This window comes from Streptomyces sp. NBC_01454, from assembly GCF_036227565.1.
Classification (GTDB): domain Bacteria; phylum Actinomycetota; class Actinomycetes; order Streptomycetales; family Streptomycetaceae; genus Streptomyces.
The window spans coordinates 577,259-599,044 of record NZ_CP109461.1; the positions used below are offsets into that span (position 1 = coordinate 577,259).

Genomic DNA, 21,786 nt, shown 5'->3' on the forward strand with positions numbered 1-21,786 from the left:
GTGCGTCTCGACGAGTTCAGAGCCGATAGCGTGCCGAGATGGGCTCGCGGCGCCTCGTTCTGGAATCCGACAACGACCGTTCCGACAGAGGGCTTGACTAGTGAATGGTCCACACCGCGGAGTGCAGTACAGGCCGAAGTACACCGGGTCCTGGGCGCGGAGGCCCAGACCCTTGCCGCACGTCTTGCAGCGCTGCCGGGCGGGGGAGAGCTTCTCCTTGCTCGTCGTGGTCATCGAATCGGCCGTCCTTCCCGCTCGCGTTCAAGCTTCAGCTGCTTCCTGGTCGCCTCCCGGGCCTTGTCCCGGAGGTAGATCGCCTCCTTGTGCGTGATCGGTGCGTCGTGGAGGTTGTGCGAGCCCCGCAGGAAGTTCTCCGTACGGTCGGCGATGGAGTACGCCAGCGCCTGCTCGACCACCGCGCTGGTCTGGCGCACCTCGCTCAACTCGTCGCGCAGCTTGCGCAGCAACCCGTCCCGCTCGCGTTCAGCGGCCTCGATGTTCGCCAGGCGTGCCACCACGCTGCCCAGCAGCGGGTCGCGGGAGCGGAACAGCTCGACGGCACGCTCGGTGGCAGGATCGGCATCAAGGTGCAGGTCGAGCTGTGCCAGCAGGAACGCCGTCACCAGCGTGCCCTGGCTCAGCCGCTGGCTGAACTCCCGAGCAGTGCTGTCGCTCACGCCCAGCTCACGGACTGCGGCTGCTCGCAGCTGCTCCCGCAGCGCGTTCATGATGCTCTCGGGCAGTGCCTTGATGTGCGGCTGGCTCTGCACGCCGGCGAGCCGGAAGCCCGACTGGGGGAGCGTGGAGGTCTCGGCTGTGCTGCCCGAGCCCCCCTTCGAGGCCGCGCTCTGCACGGCGTCCTGATGGTCGGTGAGCTGCAGCGATCCGGGCGATACATGCTTGGGTTCATCCGGTGCGGCGGCGACGTCATGAGCAGCGACTTCGGCTGTAGCGGCGTCCTCGACGTCCGGCTGTGCCCCGGGAGCCGGAACAGCATCGGCCGCAGGGCCCGCTGGCGCACCGCCCGGGAGCACCCCTTCGGCGGCGTTCTGTCCGCCGCCGGCACCACCACGCTGACTGGATCCGCCGGCCCGCTCGGAGTCGCCGGCGTCAGGCTCGTAGTCCGGCTCCAGGTCCAGGCGATCCTCTTCGGCGTCCTCATCGAGATCAGCCTGCAGACTTTCAAACCCAGGTTGAGAGTCGACGTCGCCGGCCTCATCAAGCTGCTCCTCCGGATCAGGCGTTGCCACCTCAGGCTCAGACTGTGCCGCCTGGGCCTGGACGCGCTTGAGCTCCTCGCTCCCGCCGCGCCGGTAGGCGTCGAGGAAGGACGTGTCCACCTCCATCACCTCGTCGGTGGGCGTGGCCGCTTCCAGCATCTCTGCGAAGTCCCGGCTCATCCGGGCTCACCGTCCTCGTCGTCCAAGAGGTAGTTGTCGCCGCGGGTGAGTCCGATCAGCGAGTCGAAGCCCGTGGTGACGACGCGTTCGAGGTTCGCCGAGTTCTTTGCCAGTGCCGCGACCTGGTCGACGAGCTCGTTGAGGCGCGCGATCTCCAGGGTCGGCAGGTCATAGTCGAGGTTCTCACGCCGGATCTTCTCGACCACCGCCTCGGCCACGTATTCGTTCACCGAGGAGAACCCGCGCTTGCCAGCCCAGTACTCCGCGCGCTGCTTGTCGTCCGAGCTCAGCCGGACGAACATGCCCTGGCGGCCATTACTGCTGCTCTGCGTCGCGCCCGGCCGCTTCTTCTTCGTGCCGGGCACGGGCTGTGTCGTCTTCTCCAACTCCTGTGTGACGGTCATGCGCGACCACTTCCTGACTTGTTCAACTGATCTATGAAGCCATCTTGTCAATGTGACTCTATAAGTCATCTGTGCTCTTTGTGCTTCGGCTTAAATGCCAGTAGAGACACAGCCGCGCTCAGTCAGTCTCAGTCAGTCCCCCTGGTGGCGCATCGCCGCAGCAGGTGGCCCTGCTCGATTCCCTTCCTGCGGGCGGGGTCAGCTGCTGTGGACCACATCCACCTTCGCGTGACGGCGAGAAGGGAATGGACCCGGTGCGACATGTCGCACCGGGTCCTTCGTCTATCTGATGGACTCCCGCTCAGGAGCCGGGCGCGGGACTCGGCGTCGCGTTCGTCGTGCAGTCGGCAAGCCCCTGGGTGAACCTCGGCGACTGCCAGATCGCCTTGTCCTTGTCGTTCGGCAGGTGTTCGATGATCGACCCGGTGCCGAGGGGTGCGCCGCTGGCGAAGAAGTGCAGCGCCTCCTGACTGAAGCCCGCGTCGTAGACCAGAGTCGACAGGCACTGGCCGGCCGCCGCGTAGGCCTTCTTCTGGCTCTCGTCCCGGGCGTAGGAGGAGAACATCGAGACCAGGCCCTTGGTGAGCTCGATGGACGAGTTGACCGGCTGATCTGCGCGGACCGGGTAGGCCGGCTTCAGGTTCAGCTTGCCAGCCGCAGGCTTCGCGGCTGCCTTCGGCGGCATGTAGCTCTGAGCCTTGGGGCTGCCGCTGTTCGAAAGTACAGCCTTGTCGATGCATGCGTCGAAGTCCCCACGCAGCGACCGCGAGGCCAGGAGTGCAGCGTCGTCCTTGCTCACCTTGTTCAGTCCGTCGATGGCTGAACCGGTGTCGTCACCGCCGGTCTTGACCAGGTAGGCCAGCGCTTGTTCCGACATGCCGGCCTTCCGCACGGCGGCGGCCAAGCAGGCTCCTCCGTCCTTGCTGGAACTCCCGGTGCCCTGGAAGGCGAGCTTGTCCAGCGCCTCGTCGAGGGCCTTGTCGGTGACCTTGGCGGTGCTCACAGTCGGACTCGGGGTGGATGACGGCTGTGCCTGGGGTGTGCCGCCGCCGGAACATCCAACGAGCCCAACGCCCGCGGCCACAGCCAGCGTCACAGCAGAGATCCCAGCCTTTCTCGTCCTCCAGGTCTTCATCGCCTCTCGCCCCGCCCCTCCTGTAGCCATCCAGTCAGATCGGATCGACTGGCCTTCGAGGGCATCCTATCTAAACGCCTATTGAATGACAGCCTGCAATGAGTCAGAATGCCGCGAGATAGGGGGTGGAGAGGGCGCGCCAAGCGGGGCTCGGGCGCGTAAGGCGCCTGCGGGTCTGTTTGGCGCTGGGGGATCAACGGAGTTGATCCGGAGGACTCTGTGGCACGTCATGTGCGTCTCGGCTGCGGGTGCCCCCCTGCCGGGAGGTGCTCGTCGGCTTCTCATCTCATCCCACGAAGGATCGCTCGCCATGACTGCTCTTGCTCCTGCCCCGGCCACCGTCGACGCCGACCTGGTGACGCTCACGCTGCACGTGAGCGATGACCAGAAGACCTGGCACCCGATCGCCTTCGACGGCGAGAGACCGGCCTATGTCGACAAGCAGGCCGCCGCCTGGCTCAAGGAACGGCCGGACCTCGCCGTCGAGATCGACGATTCGACCTGCTACGGCGAGTTCCCCAGAACCTTCAACGAGATGCTCGCGTCCGTCGCCCGCGACCGGCAGCTCGTGCAGGTGCAGACGCTCTGACGCGCATCCGGCTTTCAGAACGAGAGGACCGACCATGACTTTGTCTGCTGTGCAGGTCCCTGCGCCCATGAAGTCCGGGCCGGTCGTCTACGCCGACCAGCAGCTCCTGCATGTGCTCATCCGCCTGGCGCAGGGAGAGAACACCCTGGGACGTCGCACCTTCGAGCAGCGCCGCAGGGGCACCGACCCATCAGCTCCGCTCTACGAGCGCCGCTTCGGCAGCTGGAACCGCGCGGTGGAGCTCGCGGGTCTCGCCGTGACCGAACAACCCCAGCAGCTCCAGACTGCGACGACGAAGTGGACCCAGGAGCAGCTCATTGCCGCGATCCGGCAGTGCCTGCGGGAGACGGGATTCACGACGCTAGCGGCCTACGAGGCCTGGCGCACGGATCCGGCTGACCTGAAGGGTGATGTCCCGCCGGCCACCACCATCCGCTTCCGGATGGGCAGTTGGTCGCGGGCCACAGGGCTGGCTTGCGGCTGAGATCCATCGACATCTGCGACACCGTTCGGTCCCCGAATGGGGCGCTGAACCACAAGGATCTGGAAAAGGGAACTGTTATGCCAACCGGAAAGCGGCCTCTCACGGGTCTTCGCGTACGAGTCCATGTGAAGGGTGAAACCGTGTATGGGCTCGCCAGGGTCCGCTACAGCGACGGTCACAAGCACGCTGGCCATTACGAGGTGGAGCGTGTCTCGGCTCCCCCGATTCTGGTTCCGTTCGGGGATGCCGAACCGGGGCCGAACGCCGATCAGATTCCGCCTGGGGTGGAATTTCCGGATCGTCGTGTGGCCTATCGCCCGCTGTTTGCTGAGTCGGGAGTCAAGGAGACATCCGCCAGAGTCTCTGGTGCAAACGTTATCTTCCCCGGAAACATGGAAAGCCTCCGGGAACTGATCGCGCTTGTCCAATCGGGCTGGACCGTGCACTGGACCAGTCACGAGGCCAACGAGTTCCGGGGGCAACTGAGCGTTGCCGAAGTCAGTGCATCCGAAGTGAGGGTGAATCCGACCAAGGGAGCGCCGAGCCGGTACACATGGCCACTGGAAGGTGACGATTTCACCATCGAGGGTACCGCCATCACCAAGTACAAGGCTGACCATGCGTACACCGGCGGTCGAGCGTCCACGCTGACGCTGCGGTTCGAAGCACCGCGCTAACCAACAGTCCTGGAGAGACATCAAGGTCTCCTAGTTCGGTGCGAGTCCGGCTAGGGAACTCAATCCCTCGATTTCCGGGGGCGATTGGAAAGGGGAGGAACATGTCCGAGGAAGTTCTCGAAGAGTGGGGCAGGCAGCAGCTTGGCTCCCTGCACGACGAGCCTCCGTACCACGACAATCCGGATGGCGTGCCGGAGCCTGAACCGAGTACGGCTCAGGTGTGCTGGACCGAGAAGACCTCAAAGGGGAACCTTGTGTCCGAACGCGACATCATCGACGTCCGCAAGCTTCCGCCCTACTACAAGGCCGACCTCAACCATCTGCTGCCGGTGGAGCAGTCGTTGCACGGTCGCCATGAACTGATCATCGGCGGCATCACCCGGTACCGCGCAGGCATTGAGTACTACGCACCGATTGCCCCCACCGAAGACGGAAGGCTCCGGGGCGGCACACTCACCCTGAGCGAGGCGCAGGCCCGCGATATCTACGCTCAGCTCGGCGAGCTGTTCAAGCGTTGGGACCTGGAGAACGAGCGTGAGGCCGAATGGTCGAGCCACCCACACTTCAGTGCCTGGATGACCTACGGCACCGGTCACCTCTCTCAGCCACACATGGATGTTTCGGTATGGCAGGACAAGCTGACCGGCGAGCACCCGGGGGACGAGCGGGCATGGTCGCCCGACTATGACATGCCTGCTACGTTCAGCGAGCGCACCACGATCGCCGCCAAAGGCGGAGACCCCGAGGACGGCAGGCGCGAGGCTGAGCTGCTTCTGAGCGATGCCGGGTGGCGAGTGATCGGCGAATGGCGAGACGCCGACGACATGGCGCTGATCGTTAGCGTCGCCCGCACAAAGGACTGAATCGCCACTTCTAGGAGCTCGCAGCCTCTCTCCCGATCCGGTCGGGCATCCGAGCCATGGCAGGGCGACCAGCCTGCTCGGTGGGGCGCATCCGCCGCGCCTCCAGCGGCTACACCCAGGAGGCGCCGCCGCCCCAGCCGATGCCGACCAGAACGTTGTAGTGCCAGCCGGGCAGGAAAATGTCCGGCCCCTTGGTGCGGACCTTCCGCAACGCCAAGAACCAGCGACTACGGACACGCTGTGTCACCGCCCGCCGAGCCCGCGGACACCTCCGCACCGCTCAACTTTGAAGACCCCTCTTTTCGCGCTGTGCGCTGTCCAGCCCTGCGCAAATCCCACTACGACCGAGCCGAGGACCCCATGACTTTCATCGCCGCACCGATCGCTGACCTCCTCCTGACCGACGCCGCGTCGGCCGAGATGGTCCGTACAGTCACCGCACCTGAACTGCTCGGTGTCGCCGCGCAGCCGCCCGAGCTGGAGTGGTGCCCCTTCTGCTCCTACGACGAGACCAGCGAGCCGGGCGTGCCCCGCGACATCGTCAAATGCACCGTCGAACCAGCCCTGCCGCCCGAGGACTGGGACCCGGGCTGGGGTCAGGGCCCGCTGTACGAGGTCACCTACCTCTCCTGCGGCCACACCCTCGCCGAGCTTTGCGAGTCGGCGGCTTCATGCTCCACTCACCGAGGACCTTCCCCATGTATCCCCTGACGCCATTACAGAGCCTGGCGCTCCTCTTCATCGTGCTGGCCATCTTCGCCTGCATCCTCTGGATCGCCCGTGAGATCAGCACCCAGACCCGGACGCCGGCACCGGCCGCGCAGCGCCCGGAGACCGACGGGTCCACACCCATCGTGCGCATCGCGGTCCACGGGCCGAACGAGCCCTACGACCACGAGAAGCACGGTCTCTGAAGACCAGCACTCCATTCGTCTTACCGCCCTCAACTCCCGCGCCTGGGGCCGCCCTTGAAAGAGAGAACCACCATGACCCTGACCCGTGCCCGCCTCGAAAACCGCTACTTCCACTGCGTGGCTGCTGCCGTTCTGGGTGAGCGAGTTCGCCGGCCGACCGCACACGGTGTACCCGGACGGCAGGGTCGTGCCGGACAACTGACGTGGAGCAGTATTTCTTCATGCTCCAGCAGTACGAGGGCCAGGGCGCGTGGACCGATACCGCGACCCGGTACGTGCAGCTCAAGCCCCGCCGAAGTTCTGGTGAGTTGGACCCGGTCGCAGCGTGGGCGGTCCGTCACATGAACAGCCGCAAGGGCGGCCCGTTCCGCGTCAAGGTTCGGGAATATCTCAGCCGTGAATTCCGGCAGACATTTGCCGTGCACAGCGATGGAACGCGCACAGTAATCCAGGATGCAGCAGCAACGGCGGCCACGTCGCAAGCGATGCTCGATTTCAGGAAGGAATTATGAGCTTGCACTACAAGAGGCCCGAGAATCATTACGTCACCTACGCCGAGCATCTCTTCGGCCGCGATGGACTGATCAGGCTGCTCGCCCTGTACCGCCAGCTCGTCAAGGTGGACGTGGAGGCTGACATCCCGGTCCGTGTCCGCTACGTGCACGAGTCCGGCCACCGGCTCTCGAACACTGGCCGCTCGTACAAGAACCTGCGCAGCGGGGCGTATTTGTTCAGGTGCGTCGACTGCAAGCGCGTGGCACGCCTCGCCGAATTCCGCAAGCACGACTGCTGGATTCCCATGTTCGTCGACCGGGAGTACCGCGAGAACTACCGGCAAATCTCCTGCCACTTCGCTGGCCCGCAGCGGGTGAACAAGTACAGCAGCCCCGACTTCGCGATCTGGCACCGGGGCGCTACGACCGTCGCGTTGTACGAGGCCAACGGATTCGACCGGGGCACCCTCGACGTGGCGGAGGGCATCCAATTCGACGACCTGTTGGCCGCGATCATCGACAAGTGGGGCAACCTCTCCACCGTCCAGTTCTCGATGCGGCAGTACCCGAGCATATGACCGAGCCGCAGCTTCCCTTCAGGTTCGTGCGCCGCACGATCAGGTCTGTCAGCGGCTACGAGATCCAGCACCGGGCCGATCCGCTGATCTCCTACGGCTTCGTGTGGGAGCACATCAGCGGCTCGAACTGGGTCGCCGAGTACCTCCCCACCCTTTGCAACGGCGGCGGAATCCCCGGATTCGCGAGCCGCAAGATGGCCGCCTATTTCGTCTACCGCTACAACAAGCCGGAGCCGTCCGGCCGGAAGGACTGAGCATGCCGGAGCCGAAGTTCCGTATCTACTGGAAGGAAGCGGAGAAGTGAGCCTGGCTCGAACGGTTGAAGTGGTCTGGTACTACCGGGACCCGCGCGGCAGCCTGGAACAGGACGAGACCGCGGAGCGCAAGACGGACGTGGTCCTGCTGGAGAAGTACGCCGACGAGCACAACATGTCACTGGACGTGTTCGGCGAGGTCCGTCGCTCCCTGGCCGTGACGTACTTCGGAGAGAGCCTCAAGGGCAACAACATCTTCGCCGACAGCATCACGAGCGTCTGCAACTGCGAGTCGACCGAGGCGTGCGAGTACGCCAAGTTCGACGGCCGCCGGTTCAGCCTCAGCGACGGCTCGCGTATCGGCGGCATGACGATCCGCGAGAACGTGCCGAACCCGCGCGAGGGCTACCCGAATTCCAAGCTCGGAGTAGGGAACGTCAAGAAGCGGTGGGCCGAGCTGACGCTGGCCGCGATCACCGAGCAGGAGGGGCACCGGTGAGCGACGTGCAGGAGCACTTGGCGAAGATGCTGCGGATCGTCGGCAGACGACCGAACCCCTCAGGCGGCAGGAATACCGCAGCCGCTCCACGGGCCGGCCACATGATCAACGGCGCCCGCAGGGCTGGACAGTTGAGCGCTTCGCAAGCTGGTAACCGTACTGGCCGATACCCTGGATACGCTCTCCTTGCCCGGAATCCGAAACCGCCGGGCACACGACAATGAACGGGCGCCGTCCGGCGTCCGCACCGACATTGCCCGGACGGCCCGGGGAGCGGGGGAGCAGATGGCGGGGGAGATCCCAGCGAGCACCGGCCGCAGAGTAGAGCGCGACCAGCTCTACCGCGACCTCGACCCGTACATGGCCGGCCGGGACCGCCAGCTGCGTGTCACCGGGATCGAGCTCGGCGACCGCGCGGTCTGCCTCGTCGAGCACGACCTGGGCGGCACCGCCGGCAACTCCGCCCGCATCCACGTCCGCAACCTGGCCAACCCCCGCAAGTTCGAGCTGCTGACCGAACCCGCCGGGGTCACCGCCGATCCGCGCTACACCCTGCTGCTCACCGCCATGGCAGCCGTGCACAGTACCGCGGCCACCCCTCGCGACTACACCCGCGCCGCCTACGACGCCCTCGATCTCGACGCCACCCCACAGACTGGGGCGGACCGATGACGACCACAACGCCCGCCCCCGACGTGCCGATCGAGTACGGCATCGCCTCCACCCAGGCCCCCGACATCGAGAACCTGGGCTGCATCTCCCGTGAACGGGCCGAGTGGACCGTTGCCGACAGCGCCGAGTGCCACGAGGGCGTCTACCTCGTCGCGCGCCACCCCGGCAGCCCGGGGGAGCGGGCATGAGCACCGGCCAACCGGCCGAGAGAGCCGCGGTCGACGACCCGGTGAACCAGCTGCGCGCCGGCATCGACTTCTACCTCCCGCTGGCACTCGACCACTGCCGCGACTGGGCGTACCCCACGTTCGCGGCTCTCGTGCTCGCGCACGGGCGGCTGTACGCCCCGACACCCTGGCCCGGCGGCCCTCAGTATCCGGGGGAGTGCTTCGCGGCGGCCCACGCCTGGGCCGACCGCGAGGGCTGGACCTACTGCGAGGGCTACGTCCTCGTCCCCTCCGCCGCCGACCACACGCCCTACGGCGCCGTCGAGCACGCCTGGTGCCTGACGACGGACGGCCAGGTCGCCGACCCCGCGCTGGTGGACGGCTACGCCGCCCTCTACTGCGGCCTGCCGCTGACCGAACCTTTCCGTACCGCCCACCGCAGGGTCCGGGGGGACGACGCCGTCCTCACCTACGGCACCCACCCTTTCCGAGCCCAGCTCAACGAGGTGCTGCGCGAAGGCCTGCCCCCCGGCGCCCTGATACCGAAGCCCCACGATGCCCTGCAGATCCATGAGGAGACGTGACGATGCTTGCCACAGCCGAACGCGTACACCCGGCCGGAGCCCTCGGGCCCGTGGAGATCGTCTGGCACACGCCGACCGACCCCGACTCGTGCGACGGCAACTGCGACCACCACACCGTCGCGTGCGGGGATCCAGGCATCAGCGTGCCAGGCGGCATCCGCGACGTACCGGAAGACCTGAAGGAGCCCGGGCAGCGATGGTGTGCCGTCTGCCTGACCGGCAGGCGGCAGACGGCATGAGCGAAACGCGAGGAGCCGTGCGCCCCACCGACGAGGCGAAGGACGTCCTCTAATGAGCGCGGCCGCGAACCTCCCCTACAGCGACGACACCGAACACGACCTGCGAGTCCGCACCCGGCTGGCCGAACTCGCGGCCGAGCGGGGCCTGACCGCCGAGGAACTACTGGCCGAGCTCAACGCCAGCCTGAAGGCCGGCCAGAGCCTGCTCCCCGCCGATCGGACGCCCCCGGTGTCCGAGGCCCTGCCCCTCCCGGCCCCGCGCCCCACGGCCGTGCTGGCCCGACGGCCCGCCGACGACGTGTGGGAGGTGATCAGCGTGTACGAAGACGTGCCCACCGCGCCGCGGCGGCCGTGCGGCGGGGCGGAGCCGTGCCCCTGGCGGCGCGACGCGCCGCGCGGCCAGTTCCCCGCCGCAGCGTTCGAGCTCAGCGCCCCCACCAGCCAGCCCGGCTCCACCCGCAGGTTCGGCTGTCACTCCTCCACCCCGGCCCGCCCCCAGATGTGCGCGGGATGGCTGCTGCGTGGCGCCGACGGCAACGAGCAGATTCAGGACCTCCTGGCCAGCGGCCGTCTCGCCCATCCCGAACTCCCCTACGGTGTCGAGCTGTACGACTCCTACGCCGAGATGGCCATCGCCAACGGCGTCGACCCGGCCCATCCGACCATGCACGGGCGGCCTGCCAGCTGCGCGGCACCGGCCAAGGAAGAGCCATAGCCCTTGACGTCGACCGACCTCGCCCCCCCCGCAAGGGGAACGCCCGGCGACACGCCGCTCCGCCGAGCCACCGGCAGGAGCCGCTGCTCCAGGTGCGGTTGGCCGAAGCACCCCGCAGGTTGCTGGCCAGCGCCGGCCCGGCGGAGAGGGGCTGTGCCGGGGCCGGCTCGGCCACTTCGTCCGACTGCGGGGATCCGTCCTGGTGCGGGCAGGTGACGTCAGCGCGGATACGTCTATCTCGGAACCGTCACGGTCGCGACCCTCATGATCTGACCCCGAACATGATCCGAGAAACAGTGCCTAGCCTCGCCGTTTCACTTGGGTACGGCTGGCTTTGGGGTGGAAACGCGAAAGTGCCTTCCTGACCTGGGACGATGAACCTTGCTGAGGGGTTCTGTCGGTCCAGGCGGAGGGCACTTTCTACGTGCAGGCTATCGGGTTGCGTCCCAAGGTCCATGTCAGTGCCGATGGTTCGGGGGTGGTCGGGCATGCCGGGACACGGTTGCTGGCAGATCTCGCTGATGCCACCGGGCTGACCGCCGCGTACTCCGCCGCTCTCAGGCCGCTTCGGCCGCGCGGGAGCGGGCATGATCCGGGCCGGGTCGCCACCGACCTGGCGGTGATGCTCGCCGAGGGTGGTGAGGCGATCGCGGATCTGGCCGTGCTGCGGGACCAGGCAGGGGTGTTCGGCCCGGTCGCCTCCACGCCCACGGCTTGGCGGTTGCTCGCCGACACCGACGAGGCTGCACTCGCTTCGCTGTGAGCGGCCCGCGGTTCAGCCCGGGAAGTCGCCTGGATGCAGTCCGCCGAGACCGGCGAGGGCATACCTGCTGCTCGGGCCGGCGGACGAGAACTTCCCGGCCTGGTTCTGGACCTCGACGCCACGCTGGTCACCTGCCACTCCGAGAAAGAGCAGGCCGCACCCACCTACAAGGGCGGCTTCGGCTTCCACCCGCTGCTGTGTTTCCTCGCGAACACCGGCGAAGCCGTGTCGGGGCGGCTGCGGCCCGGAAACTCCGGAGCCAACACTGCCGCCGATCACATTGCGGTGCTCGACCAGGCGCTCGCGCAGATCCCCGACGCTCACCGGCACGGCACCGACATCCTCATCCGCGCCGACAGTGCCGGATCCGCGAAAGCCTTCCTCGCCCACGTCCGCGACCTGCGGAAACGAGGAATTCGTACCTTCTTCTCGGTCGGATACGCAATCACCGAGCCGGTCCGCCGAGCTGTCCGGGCCATGCCCGACCGCCTGTGGCATCCCGCCCTGGACCAGGACGGAACGCTGCGTGATGGCGCCGAGGTCGCCGAACTGACTGGCATGGTCGATCTGCACGGCTACCCGGCCGGCACCCGCATCATCGTGCGCCGCGAGCGGCCGCACCCCGGCGCCCAGCTGTCTCTGTTCGACCAGGACGAGGGCTGCGGCATCAGGTGTTCCTCACCGACACCCCGTACTCCGGGGGCGGATCCGTCCAGTTCCTGGAGGTCCGCCACCGCGGGCATGCCACCGTCGAAGACCACGTCCGGTGCGGCAAGACCACCGGCTTCGGCCGCTTCCCCTCCCGCGACTTCAACGTCAACGCCGTCTGGCTCGAACTCAGCCTCGCGGCGATCGATCTGCTGGCCTGGACGCGCGTCCTGCTGCTGGACGGGGAGCTGGCCACTGCCGAGCCGAAGAAGCTCCGCTACCGGCTGCTGCACGTTGCCGCCCGCCTCACCCGCGACGGCCGACGCCTGCGCTTGCGGATATCGGCGACCTGGCCCTGGAGAAACGAACTGGCCACGGCCTTCCATCGCCTTGCAGCACTGCCCCGTCCCGCCGGCTGACCGGCAAACCCCTGACCGACCACGACCGAAGGACCCTGGAGAACCCGACCACCGCGCCGGGTCTCCGCCATGTCCGAACACCGAAATCGCGTCGGCCACCCGACAGTTACCCCTCAACGACACCTCATCGCCCCAACCGACAGGCGAGGTTAGGGCATCTCCCCGGCTGGCAGCTCCCGGACAGCATCGAGGGCGTCTTCGACGCGGTGCTGCTCGGATACAAGGACACCACCGTCGATCTGAACGCGCACTGCACCATCGAGCACCGCATGCGCCGGGCACTCAACCGGGCGGTGACCTTCAACCTGGACCTCGACGAGGTCAACGGCATCAGCAGAGTGCTGACCCGCAACAGGCGTATCGAGCGCGCGATCGAGCTCTACCTGAGCACTGCCGACGGAGCAGCGATGGTCCGACCTCAACCGTTGCCGGATGCCCGAGACCTCGACATCGCAGTCAGCGAGCTGCCGCCGGTCTATGAGCCTCCAGCTGAAGCCGTTGCCCGGATCAGCGAGCTGTATCGCGAACAGGTTCCGGTCGGTGACTGATCTGGATCGACGCGGTCGATCCGGAAGTAGATCTGCAGAGGCATCGGCATTCCCCCTCGCCCACGGGCGCGATCGCTTCGTGGGTTCGAATCCCACCGCTGTGCCGGAGCCATGAGGTCGGTTGTCTTCCTGCCGCTATGAGCTCAACGCCGGCGCCGCCGCAGTCGCTCACCCCATCGGACAGATCACCTTCTGAACCAGGAGCACGTCATGTTCCCGGTCATTCGCACCCGCACCAACCGGTCAGCTCAACACCGCGATCCAGGAGCTGCACGACCGTGCTGAGTCCGAGCGACGCTGGCGCCTGACGACCGAGCAGCGCATCGAGCGGGCCCTGGCGCTGCTGGAGGGTCAGGACACCGACCTGGCCCCCCGGCTGCGCGCCGTACTCCAGGGAGACCAGCCGTGACCGCGAACCGCCACCAGTCTGCCGCCCCCGCCTTATCACTCGTGCTTCAGGCCCACGGAACATGCGAAAGCGGAGGCATCAGCTGATCGCTCCCGTGGGCGTCCCTAATCCACATCACGAGAAGAGAGAGGCCATCATGGCTGAGTCCACGACCGCCGTGAAGCACGACGTCACCGTCGACTTCGGCTGCATCGAGCTGACCGGAGCGCTCGTGCACGACGACGGGAACCGTGTGCTGGAACTCGAAAACGCAGAGGGCCCCGCCGAGCCCATCTCGATCAGCCTGCAGGGTTACGGTCTCACGCCCGAGCCCGGGAACGTCTTCATCAAGGACTGGTCTGAACACTCGGGCTTGACGGCTCGCCTGGCTCAGGCGGGTCTGGTGAAGCCCATGCACGCACTCACCGTTGGGCCTTACCGCTCGACGGCCTACGAAGTTCAGGTGACGCTGTAAGGACTCCCGCCTCTGAGTTCCTCGGGCCGTTCCTCGTAGGGGCCCTCATCATCTTCGCAATGGTCCTGGTGTTCTGGTTCACCACCGCAACGCTCCACCGGGCCAAGATCGCGGATCTCGAACACTCCTACCGGCTTGCCTGCAAGGTCGGCGACACCGCCAGAGCAGGCCAGGCAGAAGCCGACCTGTGGGACATCCGGACATCACGTCGGGGGTCTGGTCGGGGAAGTGGCCGGTAAACCAGCGAGAAACACGAGTCTGATCGGCGAAGCCGATTCGGGCCTCGGAATGACAAAGCATTCGATCAGCACAGCTGATTCGGAAGAAGCATTGAAAGAAAACATCATCTGATCAGCGAAGCTGATCCGGATGGTGGCATGACAGACAACTGAACATCTCAGCTCAACCCACCCACCTGCGCGCGGACGACGACATCGATCCGGGCGCTGTGCTGCATTCGAGGAGAAGAACTCATGTCGAACCCCCGCAACAACGGACAGCTCATCGGCCGCCTCGCGAACGACCCCAAGGTCTTCGAGAACAAGGACGGTTCCAAGAAGGTCCTCTTTACGGTCTTCACCGACCGCGCCTACACCAACGCACAGAACCAGCGCGACTCGGACGCCGTGCCGGTCGAGGCCTTCGTCCGCGCACAGACCCAGGGTCTGGGTCCGTACTCGAACATCCACAAGGGTGACCTCGTCGCCGTCGGCTACACGCTCCGGATGGACCGCTACTCCAAGAACGGCGAGCGGGTCTTCGACCTCAAGGTGATCTCCGAGGACATCACCTTCCTCGAGCCGCGCTCGGTGACCCAGGCGCGCTTGAACGAGCGCGTGCAGGCCGTCGAGGCGCAGAACCAGGCCATCAAGCAGGAGCAGGCTGCGCCCGTCGTTGCTGCCGCTCCGGTCATCGCGCACGCCAGCGCCGTACAGGACGAGCAGCTGCCCTTTGGTCCCGGGCCGCGCTAGTCGCTCCGGCCGGGGCCGTTCTCGACCAACGTCGGTTCAGCCGCGCATCACCCCGCACGAACCCCTCTCGTGTGCTGTGAGGGACCGGCACCAGCCGGGCCGCGCCAAGCGCAGCACCCCGGCCGCGCACCGCGTGACCCCGCCCGCCCTGGTCCGGCACCCACGCAGTCGCCCGACCCCACGGAGTCGACATCCCTGGGGCCCCGGACCGACAGTGACCTCCGTGAAGAAGCCCACCCGCCGCACCCGAAAGGCGAGCTGACATGGACGACGCGACCCGGGCCGCGATTGAGGACCCGCACCGCTCCGAAGAAGCGCTGACCTCCGCCGCGTACGAGGCCAACCGGCTCATGGGCGCTGCCGGACTACTAGGGGGCGTATTGGGTTGTGATCAATTTGTGGGATTGGTCCTCGTGGCTGGGCCTGATCCGGTAGATCGTCTTGTATGACGCGGATGCAACTGACGGATAGGGAATGGGAGTTCATCGGCCCGTACCTGCCGATCGGCGAGTACGGGCCGTACCCGGAACGGCTGCGGCAGCAGTTCGAGGGTGTGATCTGGCGGTTCCGGACGGGCGGGCAGTGGCGGGAGATGCCGCAGGAGTTCGGCGCCTGGCCGACCGTCCACAACCGCTTCCGCCAGTGGCGTGATGCAGGTGTCTTCGAAGCCCTGCTGGAGGGTCTGATCACGGAAGCCGCCAAACGGGGCGGGGTGGACTTGTCCCTGGTCAGCGTGGACTCCACCACCGTGCGGGCCCACCATGACGCTGCCGGGATGCACCTCGGCCCGGACGTCATCACCGCCCTGGAGAAGGCGGCCGTCGAGGAGGAGAAGGCCCGGCAAAAGGGGGCGGCCCGGAAGGACAAGACGGGCGGGAAGCCGAATACGACCCGGGGCAGGCAGAGCGGCGCCGAATCCGACGCCGACACAAACTCCGCCTGAAAGCCGCTCTGCTCGGACGCTCCAGGGGCGGGCAGACCAGCAAGATCCACCTCGCCGCCGACCGCGGGTGCCGCCCGCTGGCGTTCATCCTGACCGCGGGGCAGGCTGCGGACAGCCCGCAGTTCATCCCCGTGCTCGAGAAGGTACGGGTCCGTGGGCCCGTCGGTCGCCCCCGCATCAGGCCCGGTGCAGTCGCCGGGGACAAGGCCTATTCATCCCGCGGCAACCGTTCCCATCTGCGTAAACGCCGCATCAGGGCAGTCATCCCGGAGAAGAGGGACCAGGCCGCCAACCGCAAGAGGAAGGGCCGCAGGGGCGGCCGGCCCGTCAGTCACGACACTGATCTCTACAAGGAGCGGAACACCGTCGAGCGCCTGATCAACAAGCTGAAGGCCTGGCGAGGCATCGCCACACGCTTCGACAAAACGCCCGAGAGCTACCTCGCCGGCCTCCACCTTCGAGCCTCAATGATCTGGATCAAGGACCTCACCCAGACCACTCCTTGATCACGACCAAATACGCGGCCTAGGCCGCCTGCAGGACGAGATCACCGCGCTCGTCCGCGAGGTCAACCAGGCCAAGTACCCGCACGAGCCCGCTTCGGAGCCGCCGCCGACCACCTGGCTCGTCACCCGGGGCGAGGACCCCGGCGCGATCCCGTGCGAAGACGAAGCAACCGCCCGCGCGTACGCCGAGGAGCGGTACCGCCAGGACGAGCACCCCGACGACCCCGCCGTCCTGCGCTGGGACGAGGACGGGGAGCTGATGGACGACTCGATTCCCGGGAGCTACCAGGGCACGGGCACCGGTTGGAGCATTACCGAAACGCCCGTGATTCGCCCCGCCGACCTCCCCGACACCGACTAGGAACACCCGAGCAAGCAAGCAGCGCCGGCCCCGCATCCGTACGGGGCCGGCGCTGGCCTACCTCAAGACCAGACCCGCCGTGCAACGTCAACTGCACTCATGGCGGGGCCTGTTGCGTGTACTGCACCGCCGATGGCCAGGTGCACCCACCATCCCAGACGGCCAGCCCAGGACCCCGTCAACTCACCAGGAGTGTCATGACCTCTCCAGTTCCCCGTGCCCCGACCCTCACTGTTCCCTCTGCCCAGTGCGGCGCCCCTCCGGCCGCCAGGGTCGAGGAAGTCTGGCGTAGCCAGGGCTCCGACGACCCGGACCTCCTCATCGTGTGGCACGATTCGGACGCAGCACGACCGGGACCGCGGAATGACCACCGCGGATGTCGTCGCACGCTACCCCGAGGCTGAGTTCGTCATCGCCGACCTCGCTTGGTTCCCCAGCGAGGCCGAACACCACAGGTTCTACCTCACCGGGTACAGCGCACCCGAACCAGTCGCCTTCCCCGAAGACACAACCGCCGTCGCGATGTGGGCACACGGCTACCTCAGCGCCGCGAACGCGATGGGCGGATGGGGAACGTTCGCGGCGGGAATCGAGGACCGCGAGGCCGCCGACTGGGCCGACGAGGCTTCCCGCAACCCCCACCTGTAACCGCAGCCCCCGCAAGAAGACGAAGCGTCCCGGCAGCCACCTTCCGGGGCACGCCCCGCGGTTCGCCGCGACTTCGTTCCGGCGCCGCATCCGTGCCCCCTTGCAGCTCCCCCCTTACGCAGGCTCACCCCGCCGCTCTCCCAGGCCGGGTGGGCCTGCGCGTACCTGCCTCGCCCGGCCCGGTACCCAGACCCCCGCCCGCCCGCTTCCCCGGCTGGCTTGGCGCTGCAGAGCGCCGCGCCTGAGGCTCTGAGCGCCTCTGCGGCAACGCACCGGCCCGCCTGGGTCAACATTCCAATGGAGCACCGAATGGAAACGCAGTTCTACGTGCACCTCGGCTTCCCGGCAGCCGCGTGTGTCCTGGCCCGCCTGTCCTACTCGCCGGACACCCCCCACTGCATTGAGGTCACCTTCGACCGGGGCGGTGACCAGGCCCCAGTGATGTGGACCCTCGGGCGGGAGCTGCTGAGGGACGGACTGAGCGGGCCCGCGGGAATGGGTGATGTGCAGATCGAACCAACCGATCTGCCTTCGCGCACACTGCGCCTCCGCCTGCATTCCCCGCACGGGACCGCCGAGTTGAGTCTGCCTGGTCAGGCGCTCGGCGACTTTCTCCGACGGACCGCGAAGGCCGTCTCCTACGGCCGCGAGGCGGAATCTCCCGGGTTCCTCACGAACCTGGACCGCGCGCTGGCCAGCATGCTCGCCGAGCCCTGCTGACCGGGCCACCCTCGAGACCGCATTGCACGCCAACGCCGTCACCGTCGGCCTCGACTAACACCCCCGGCGTGTGCTCGGCCCAGCAAGCAGGGCCTGCAGCCGGCCACAAGCCAACTTGTTGGTACGTTCAAGGTCCTGACCCGCGGACATGGAGACGATCCACGAGGCCATCGCGGCACAGTCTTCACCAACGGCTGTTCCAGCCCGCTATTTTGAGTAGTACGGCGCGCGGCCTCAACCAGCGGGCCGATTGTCCCCGCACTGGCGGGTTCTCGACGGGCAAGGTCCCGGCTTCCCCGCACGCGGGGATGCCTCGCATGACGGCGATACATGAACCACTCGCAGCGTGAAAGGTCCCTGGCATGAGCACGCCCGTCGTCACCCGCGCCGACATCCAGCAGCGTCTCACCAGCCCGACGAGCGTGGGCCCCTGGAGGCCGACGTGTGGGTGTCGGCGTACGTCCCCCCGGGCCAGCCCTCCCTGCCTGGATGCGAGAGACAACCGTTTTTCAACCAAAACGAAGTCGCGGGGACGGAACGTCAAGCGGACTTGGTCGCTACGCCGCTACTGACCCGACGAGGATGAGGAGTTGCCCATGCCCCGTGCCCTGACCATCGGTCTGCGCGCCAACACCATCACCGACCCGCCTGGCCCGTCGCTTGAAGCCATACGCCACCTCGTCGAGCACCCCGAGTACGCCGTGCACGTCCTCACCCCCCGCACCCAGATCGACGACGTCCTCGCTCTCCTCACCACCCACGGCATCCCCGCCGAGGCCAACACCGACCCCGATCGGCAGTTCTGGAACGAGACCGCCGCGGTGCTGGTGACCGACAGCGTCGTCCAGGGCGACGTCCGCATCGGACGCGGCATCGCCCTCTACCAGGGCGACTGGCAGCAAACACTCCGCCAGCTCGCCGCCTACGCCGACGACAAGTCCCGCCAGATTCTCTCTCGCTACGACGGGGTCATCCACGACCGCCAGGGCTGGCAAGAAGGGCGCCTCCAGGAGGCTGTCGCCGGCGCCCCCGAGGCGCTGCGGGCCCTGCTCGACGCTGGCCACATGGTGCACATCTCCACCCAGCGGTCCGTCGCCCAGCTCCCCGAGATCGCTCGGTGGTTGGCCGCCCGTGATGTCCCCGCTGAGGCGGCCATCGGCCTCGACACCTGGAAGCGCACCGGCACCGTCCTCGTCACCAACGGAGTCCTGCCCGCCGATCTCGAGATCGAGAACCGCGCGGTCAACCTCGCCGGGGGCGACTGGGAGCCCGTGATGGAGGAGGTCAGGCGCCGCCGAATCGCTCGCCTGGAGCACCTGGACCGCCGCGACGCTGGCGAGTAGACCGCCGCCCAGCCTCGCGTCGACGCCGTCATGGAGCATCGTGCCTGACGCTCACCCGCCTGCCTCGGCCCTGGCTCCTCCCCATACGGAGCCGGGGGCCGCCTCATGAAAGCGCGTCGGCTACGCCGCTGACCGCACCTATCCCTGCGAGGCGTCGGAGACAGGCACCCGTGTCCGCCCATCACGGCGGTTGCGCACCCTGCCGGCCGCCGCGCCAGAGTGCGGACACGAGCCCGGGACAGCGGTGCCCCTGCCGCCGATGGCATCGCCACGGAAACCCCCGTCGTGCGCTGTGAGCGACCGGCCAACCGAGCCGCACTCCGCAGGCACCCTCGTCTGCCCCTGGGCAGGCCGTGAACATCTGGCTCAACGGCGGGCGCCCGCCAGCAGCAGCCATTCTGGCCGGAGCGTGCCTGACGTGCGAGCGACACGCAACCCAAGGGCCGTGACATCGGGCTGGAGGGCTGGCATTCCTCCCGCCGAACCCATCCAAGGAAAGGGACCTGTATGGCCGTTGTAGATCTGACCCCGGACGAGGTGCGTGCGCTCATCGACGCGGCCATGGCTCGGGAGCTGTTCATCATCGAGCAACTCGTCCCCGGCACTCTGTGGGGCACCGACAAGGTGCGTAGCGGCGAGTTGCAGTCTGCTTTCGACAAGCTCTCTGCCGCGCTCGACATCGACCAGGGCGACTGACTGCAACCAGCCCACTCACAGCGGACGGCCGCCTTCGGGCGTCCTATGACAGACCGTCACGACTTCTGCACGGAGCGGTTCGAACCCGTAGTGCGTCGACTGATTCCTCGGCGTACGCCAGTGGGCACACCGTGCAGACCGACCGCGGAACAGGTTCGATTCCTGAGCGCTGCAGCTGATCCCTGCGGCGCGTCCCTGGAGATCTCCGCGGCTCCGGCTTGCCCAGCACCCCGGTGCGCGCTCTGCCTTCGGGCAGCAGCTGCGCCGGGGTGCTGTGTTTCTTCTTCGTGGCTCGCCTTGCTCGTCCCGTGAAGGCAGTGAGCACAAGGGATCAGCGGAGCTGATCCGGATCTGGCGTCGAAGGACACCATCGTCATGCCAGGAGATGCGCCATGAACTGCCCGAACTGCACCGTCGACATGGAGTCGAACGCCTATGGCGTCCGCGGCGGCAAGAAGGCCAAGAAGGTCACGCACACGTGCTCCGAGTGCGGCTACAGGGAGACGCGCTGAGCAGCGGCTACCTCGAGTACGAGTTCGGTGCAGTCCCCGGCAGCAGCATCGGCGTCATCGTCCGGCATTCCAAGAACGGCCATGACGACACCGGGGTGTTCGTCCACTGGCTGACGAAGCCGGACGACCTCGTACACCAGGACCTCGCCGCCCTGGCGGCCGCACATATCTACGGCGTGCGCTGCGAGCTCGACGAGCTCGCCTTCTTCGAACCCATGCCGGCTGCCCGGACCAAGAACTGACTCAGGAGCACTGATCACCATGAGCTTCCTCAGCCGCATCGGCTTCATCGAGACCGAAGAACAGGAGCGGGCCCGGCTGGCCCAGGCCCCCGAAGGCTCGCTGAACCACTACCTGTCCACCCTGCCCGTGACCATCGACGAGTGGCCCAAGGACCTGCTCGTCGAGCTGCCCTGGGAGCCGCCGCTCACGAGTCAGTCCTACCGCGTCGTTGTGGTGCCGATCGAGTTCCGGAAGGACGCTCTGCCTGAGGGCGTCGAGGAGGAGCCGCTGCCGCGCAAGCGCCACTCCGGCTCCTGGATGTGTGCCGTGGTGTTCTCCGATCACCCAAGCTACCCGGTCGGCGGCTTCCGTATCGACGTCCCGGCCGCCGAGATTGCCCGAGGCCGGAAGGTCGACCTCGCTGGGGTGCCGGCCCAGGCCTGACCCGACGAGCGCAACGCATTCGCTCCATCAGCCCCCGCAGGGATCACGCCGTGCGGGGGCTCCTCGTTCTCGCCCCCACTCGACGGAAGCGGAAAGCAGACGCCATGTCCCGCACCAGAACCTCTCCCGTCCTCCTCGTCCTCCTCGTCCTCGTGGCGCTGGGCTCTGTTCCCTGACCGCATGCCCTCAACACCACCCAGCAGAGGCCACCGTCAGTGAAGAGTAGAAGATCGACGCCGTCCACCGGCTGGGCGTGATGTCCGAGCGGCACCCCGAGCTGAAGCGCCGCGTGGCGGACGCCCGGCTCGAACTCGCTGCCGTCATTCTCGCCATGAACGCCGTCGACGAGCGCATCCAGGCGGGGGAAGAAATCCACTCTCTCCAGGAGCAGGCCGCCGTCGAACAAGCCAAGAACGCCCACGCTCAGGCCTTGGCGGACCTCCTGCGAGGCGAGCACTGAGCCGCACTGGCTCGTCCCCGCAATTATCACCGAACCGCACATAGGAGGCCC

The 21,786-nt window shown here is 67.2% G+C and carries 29 protein-coding genes and 2 pseudogenes; 28 read left to right on the forward strand and 3 right to left on the reverse strand.

The window, feature by feature from the left end:
- Nucleotides 1-230 precede the first annotated feature (230 nt).
- From OIU81_RS39445 to OIU81_RS39455, 3 genes are all read right to left on the reverse strand, one after another.
- On the reverse strand, nt 231-1,400 hold the full coding sequence (locus tag OIU81_RS39445; RefSeq protein WP_329331933.1) for a hypothetical protein: 1,170 nt from the start codon (nt 1,398-1,400) through the stop codon (nt 231-233).
- Nucleotides 1,397-1,804, reverse strand: a complete 408-nt coding sequence (locus tag OIU81_RS39450) for a hypothetical protein (RefSeq protein WP_329142971.1) — start codon at nt 1,802-1,804, stop codon at nt 1,397-1,399. The genes OIU81_RS39445 and OIU81_RS39450 overlap by 4 nt, the downstream gene beginning before the upstream one ends.
- A 301-nt stretch (nt 1,805-2,105) precedes the next feature.
- Complete coding sequence (locus OIU81_RS39455) at nt 2,106-2,807, reverse strand: hypothetical protein (protein WP_329142968.1); 702 nt, start codon at nt 2,805-2,807, stop codon at nt 2,106-2,108.
- 442 nt (nt 2,808-3,249) lie between these two features.
- Between OIU81_RS39455 and OIU81_RS39460 the strand changes: the two genes are divergently transcribed.
- The 28 genes and pseudogenes from OIU81_RS39460 (at nt 3,250) to OIU81_RS39595 (ending at nt 21,735) form a co-directional block, all read left to right on the forward strand.
- Entirely contained in the window at nt 3,250-3,528 is a 279-nt protein-coding gene (locus OIU81_RS39460) for a hypothetical protein (RefSeq protein ID WP_329142966.1), read from the forward strand.
- 34 nt (nt 3,529-3,562) lie between these two features.
- A complete protein-coding gene (locus tag OIU81_RS39465) occupies nt 3,563-4,012 on the forward strand; it encodes a homing endonuclease associated repeat-containing protein (RefSeq protein ID WP_329142965.1) in 450 nt (149 codons plus the stop codon).
- A 125-nt stretch (nt 4,013-4,137) separates the two neighbouring features.
- Nucleotides 4,138-4,689: a hypothetical protein gene (locus OIU81_RS39470; RefSeq protein WP_329142963.1), complete on the forward strand. Its 552-nt coding sequence runs from the start codon at nt 4,138-4,140 to the stop codon at nt 4,687-4,689.
- Between the two features lie 101 nt (nt 4,690-4,790).
- Nucleotides 4,791-5,552, forward strand: a complete 762-nt coding sequence (locus tag OIU81_RS39475) for a hypothetical protein (RefSeq protein WP_329142961.1) — start codon at nt 4,791-4,793, stop codon at nt 5,550-5,552.
- Between the two features lie 360 nt (nt 5,553-5,912).
- A complete protein-coding gene (locus OIU81_RS39480) occupies nt 5,913-6,263 on the forward strand; it encodes a hypothetical protein (RefSeq protein WP_329142959.1) in 351 nt (116 codons plus the stop codon).
- Nucleotides 6,251-6,466, forward strand: coding sequence for a hypothetical protein (locus OIU81_RS39485; protein WP_329142956.1), 216 nt, complete (start codon nt 6,251-6,253; stop codon nt 6,464-6,466). Before OIU81_RS39480 ends, OIU81_RS39485 begins: the two co-directional genes overlap by 13 nt.
- A 203-nt stretch (nt 6,467-6,669) precedes the next feature.
- Entirely contained in the window at nt 6,670-6,978 is a 309-nt protein-coding gene (locus OIU81_RS39490) for a hypothetical protein (protein WP_329142954.1), read from the forward strand.
- A gap of 2 nt (nt 6,979-6,980) precedes the next feature.
- A complete protein-coding gene (locus OIU81_RS39495) occupies nt 6,981-7,538 on the forward strand; it encodes a hypothetical protein (protein ID WP_329142952.1) in 558 nt (185 codons plus the stop codon).
- A gap of 26 nt (nt 7,539-7,564) precedes the next feature.
- Nucleotides 7,565-7,792, forward strand: a complete 228-nt coding sequence (locus OIU81_RS39500; protein ID WP_329142950.1) for a hypothetical protein — start codon at nt 7,565-7,567, stop codon at nt 7,790-7,792.
- A 46-nt stretch (nt 7,793-7,838) separates the two neighbouring features.
- Entirely contained in the window at nt 7,839-8,291 is a 453-nt protein-coding gene (locus tag OIU81_RS39505) for a hypothetical protein (protein WP_329142948.1), read from the forward strand.
- Nucleotides 8,292-8,477: 186 nt separating this feature from the next.
- Nucleotides 8,478-8,963: a DUF6354 family protein gene (locus tag OIU81_RS39510; RefSeq protein WP_329142946.1), complete on the forward strand. Its 486-nt coding sequence runs from the start codon at nt 8,478-8,480 to the stop codon at nt 8,961-8,963.
- On the forward strand, nt 8,960-9,151 hold the full coding sequence (locus tag OIU81_RS39515) for a hypothetical protein (RefSeq protein WP_329142943.1): 192 nt from the start codon (nt 8,960-8,962) through the stop codon (nt 9,149-9,151). Before OIU81_RS39510 ends, OIU81_RS39515 begins: the two co-directional genes overlap by 4 nt.
- Nucleotides 9,148-9,714, forward strand: coding sequence for a hypothetical protein (locus OIU81_RS39520; protein ID WP_329142942.1), 567 nt, complete (start codon nt 9,148-9,150; stop codon nt 9,712-9,714). The genes OIU81_RS39515 and OIU81_RS39520 overlap by 4 nt, the downstream gene beginning before the upstream one ends.
- Before the next feature lie 2 nt (nt 9,715-9,716).
- The gene (locus OIU81_RS39525) at nt 9,717-9,953 is read left to right on the forward strand and encodes a hypothetical protein (protein WP_329142940.1); all 237 of its coding nucleotides are present in this window, start codon (nt 9,717-9,719) and stop codon (nt 9,951-9,953) included.
- Nucleotides 9,954-10,005: 52 nt separating this feature from the next.
- Entirely contained in the window at nt 10,006-10,668 is a 663-nt protein-coding gene (locus tag OIU81_RS39530; protein ID WP_329142938.1) for a DUF6283 family protein, read from the forward strand.
- Between the two features lie 424 nt (nt 10,669-11,092).
- Nucleotides 11,093-12,498, forward strand: a pseudogene (locus OIU81_RS39535) (IS1380 family transposase).
- 206 nt (nt 12,499-12,704) lie between these two features.
- Nucleotides 12,705-13,046 carry a hypothetical protein gene (locus OIU81_RS39540; RefSeq protein WP_329142936.1) on the forward strand — a complete coding sequence of 114 codons (342 nt, stop codon included), beginning with the start codon at nt 12,705-12,707 and terminating at the stop codon, nt 13,044-13,046.
- A gap of 545 nt (nt 13,047-13,591) precedes the next feature.
- On the forward strand, nt 13,592-13,909 hold the full coding sequence (locus tag OIU81_RS39545; RefSeq protein ID WP_329142934.1) for a hypothetical protein: 318 nt from the start codon (nt 13,592-13,594) through the stop codon (nt 13,907-13,909).
- A 473-nt stretch (nt 13,910-14,382) separates the two neighbouring features.
- The gene (locus OIU81_RS39550; RefSeq protein ID WP_329142932.1) at nt 14,383-14,880 is read left to right on the forward strand and encodes a single-stranded DNA-binding protein; all 498 of its coding nucleotides are present in this window, start codon (nt 14,383-14,385) and stop codon (nt 14,878-14,880) included.
- A gap of 263 nt (nt 14,881-15,143) precedes the next feature.
- Nucleotides 15,144-15,329 carry a hypothetical protein gene (locus tag OIU81_RS39555; protein ID WP_329142931.1) on the forward strand — a complete coding sequence of 62 codons (186 nt, stop codon included), beginning with the start codon at nt 15,144-15,146 and terminating at the stop codon, nt 15,327-15,329.
- Nucleotides 15,326-16,329: pseudogene (locus OIU81_RS39560) on the forward strand (IS5 family transposase). The gene OIU81_RS39555 and the pseudogene OIU81_RS39560 overlap by 4 nt, the downstream one beginning before the upstream one ends.
- Nucleotides 16,330-17,053: 724 nt before the next feature.
- Nucleotides 17,054-17,338 (forward strand): hypothetical protein, encoded by a 285-nt coding sequence (locus tag OIU81_RS39565; RefSeq protein WP_329142929.1) that lies wholly within the window; start codon nt 17,054-17,056, stop codon nt 17,336-17,338.
- Between the two features lie 309 nt (nt 17,339-17,647).
- Nucleotides 17,648-18,058 carry an SsgA family sporulation/cell division regulator gene (locus OIU81_RS39570; RefSeq protein WP_329142927.1) on the forward strand — a complete coding sequence of 137 codons (411 nt, stop codon included), beginning with the start codon at nt 17,648-17,650 and terminating at the stop codon, nt 18,056-18,058.
- 596 nt (nt 18,059-18,654) lie between these two features.
- Entirely contained in the window at nt 18,655-19,401 is a 747-nt protein-coding gene (locus tag OIU81_RS39575; protein WP_329142925.1) for a hypothetical protein, read from the forward strand.
- Between the two features lie 507 nt (nt 19,402-19,908).
- Nucleotides 19,909-20,097: a hypothetical protein gene (locus OIU81_RS39580; RefSeq protein ID WP_329142923.1), complete on the forward strand. Its 189-nt coding sequence runs from the start codon at nt 19,909-19,911 to the stop codon at nt 20,095-20,097.
- Between the two features lie 487 nt (nt 20,098-20,584).
- Nucleotides 20,585-20,851 carry a hypothetical protein gene (locus tag OIU81_RS39585; protein WP_329142921.1) on the forward strand — a complete coding sequence of 89 codons (267 nt, stop codon included), beginning with the start codon at nt 20,585-20,587 and terminating at the stop codon, nt 20,849-20,851.
- Nucleotides 20,852-20,870: 19 nt separating this feature from the next.
- Nucleotides 20,871-21,275 carry a hypothetical protein gene (locus tag OIU81_RS39590; RefSeq protein ID WP_329142919.1) on the forward strand — a complete coding sequence of 135 codons (405 nt, stop codon included), beginning with the start codon at nt 20,871-20,873 and terminating at the stop codon, nt 21,273-21,275.
- Nucleotides 21,276-21,531: 256 nt separating this feature from the next.
- Complete coding sequence (locus tag OIU81_RS39595; protein WP_329142916.1) at nt 21,532-21,735, forward strand: hypothetical protein; 204 nt, start codon at nt 21,532-21,534, stop codon at nt 21,733-21,735.
- Nucleotides 21,736-21,786: the final 51 nt, after the last annotated feature.

Bases quoted from the DNA above. Each gene is read 5' to 3' on its own strand.
- OIU81_RS39445 (WP_329331933.1), bottom strand. From the start codon at position 1,400: ATGAGCCGGGACTTCGCAGAGATGCTGGAAGCGGCCACGCCCACCGAC.
- OIU81_RS39450 (WP_329142971.1), bottom strand. From the start codon at position 1,804: ATGACCGTCACACAGGAGTTGGAGAAGACGACACAGCCCGTGCCCGGC.
- OIU81_RS39460 (WP_329142966.1), top strand. From the start codon at position 3,250: ATGACTGCTCTTGCTCCTGCCCCGGCCACCGTCGACGCCGACCTGGTG.
- OIU81_RS39465 (WP_329142965.1), top strand. From the start codon at position 3,563: ATGACTTTGTCTGCTGTGCAGGTCCCTGCGCCCATGAAGTCCGGGCCG.
- OIU81_RS39475 (WP_329142961.1), top strand. From the start codon at position 4,791: ATGTCCGAGGAAGTTCTCGAAGAGTGGGGCAGGCAGCAGCTTGGCTCC.
- OIU81_RS39480 (WP_329142959.1), top strand. From the start codon at position 5,913: ATGACTTTCATCGCCGCACCGATCGCTGACCTCCTCCTGACCGACGCC.
- OIU81_RS39485 (WP_329142956.1), top strand. From the start codon at position 6,251: ATGTATCCCCTGACGCCATTACAGAGCCTGGCGCTCCTCTTCATCGTG.
- OIU81_RS39515 (WP_329142943.1), top strand. From the start codon at position 8,960: ATGACGACCACAACGCCCGCCCCCGACGTGCCGATCGAGTACGGCATC.
- OIU81_RS39520 (WP_329142942.1), top strand. From the start codon at position 9,148: ATGAGCACCGGCCAACCGGCCGAGAGAGCCGCGGTCGACGACCCGGTG.
- OIU81_RS39525 (WP_329142940.1), top strand. From the start codon at position 9,717: ATGCTTGCCACAGCCGAACGCGTACACCCGGCCGGAGCCCTCGGGCCC.
- OIU81_RS39530 (WP_329142938.1), top strand. From the start codon at position 10,006: ATGAGCGCGGCCGCGAACCTCCCCTACAGCGACGACACCGAACACGAC.
- OIU81_RS39545 (WP_329142934.1), top strand. From the start codon at position 13,592: ATGGCTGAGTCCACGACCGCCGTGAAGCACGACGTCACCGTCGACTTC.
- OIU81_RS39550 (WP_329142932.1), top strand. From the start codon at position 14,383: ATGTCGAACCCCCGCAACAACGGACAGCTCATCGGCCGCCTCGCGAAC.
- OIU81_RS39555 (WP_329142931.1), top strand. From the start codon at position 15,144: ATGGACGACGCGACCCGGGCCGCGATTGAGGACCCGCACCGCTCCGAA.
- OIU81_RS39565 (WP_329142929.1), top strand. From the start codon at position 17,054: ATGACCACCGCGGATGTCGTCGCACGCTACCCCGAGGCTGAGTTCGTC.
- OIU81_RS39570 (WP_329142927.1), top strand. From the start codon at position 17,648: ATGGAAACGCAGTTCTACGTGCACCTCGGCTTCCCGGCAGCCGCGTGT.
- OIU81_RS39575 (WP_329142925.1), top strand. From the start codon at position 18,655: ATGCCCCGTGCCCTGACCATCGGTCTGCGCGCCAACACCATCACCGAC.
- OIU81_RS39580 (WP_329142923.1), top strand. From the start codon at position 19,909: ATGGCCGTTGTAGATCTGACCCCGGACGAGGTGCGTGCGCTCATCGAC.
- OIU81_RS39590 (WP_329142919.1), top strand. From the start codon at position 20,871: ATGAGCTTCCTCAGCCGCATCGGCTTCATCGAGACCGAAGAACAGGAG.
- OIU81_RS39595 (WP_329142916.1), top strand. From the start codon at position 21,532: ATGTCCGAGCGGCACCCCGAGCTGAAGCGCCGCGTGGCGGACGCCCGG.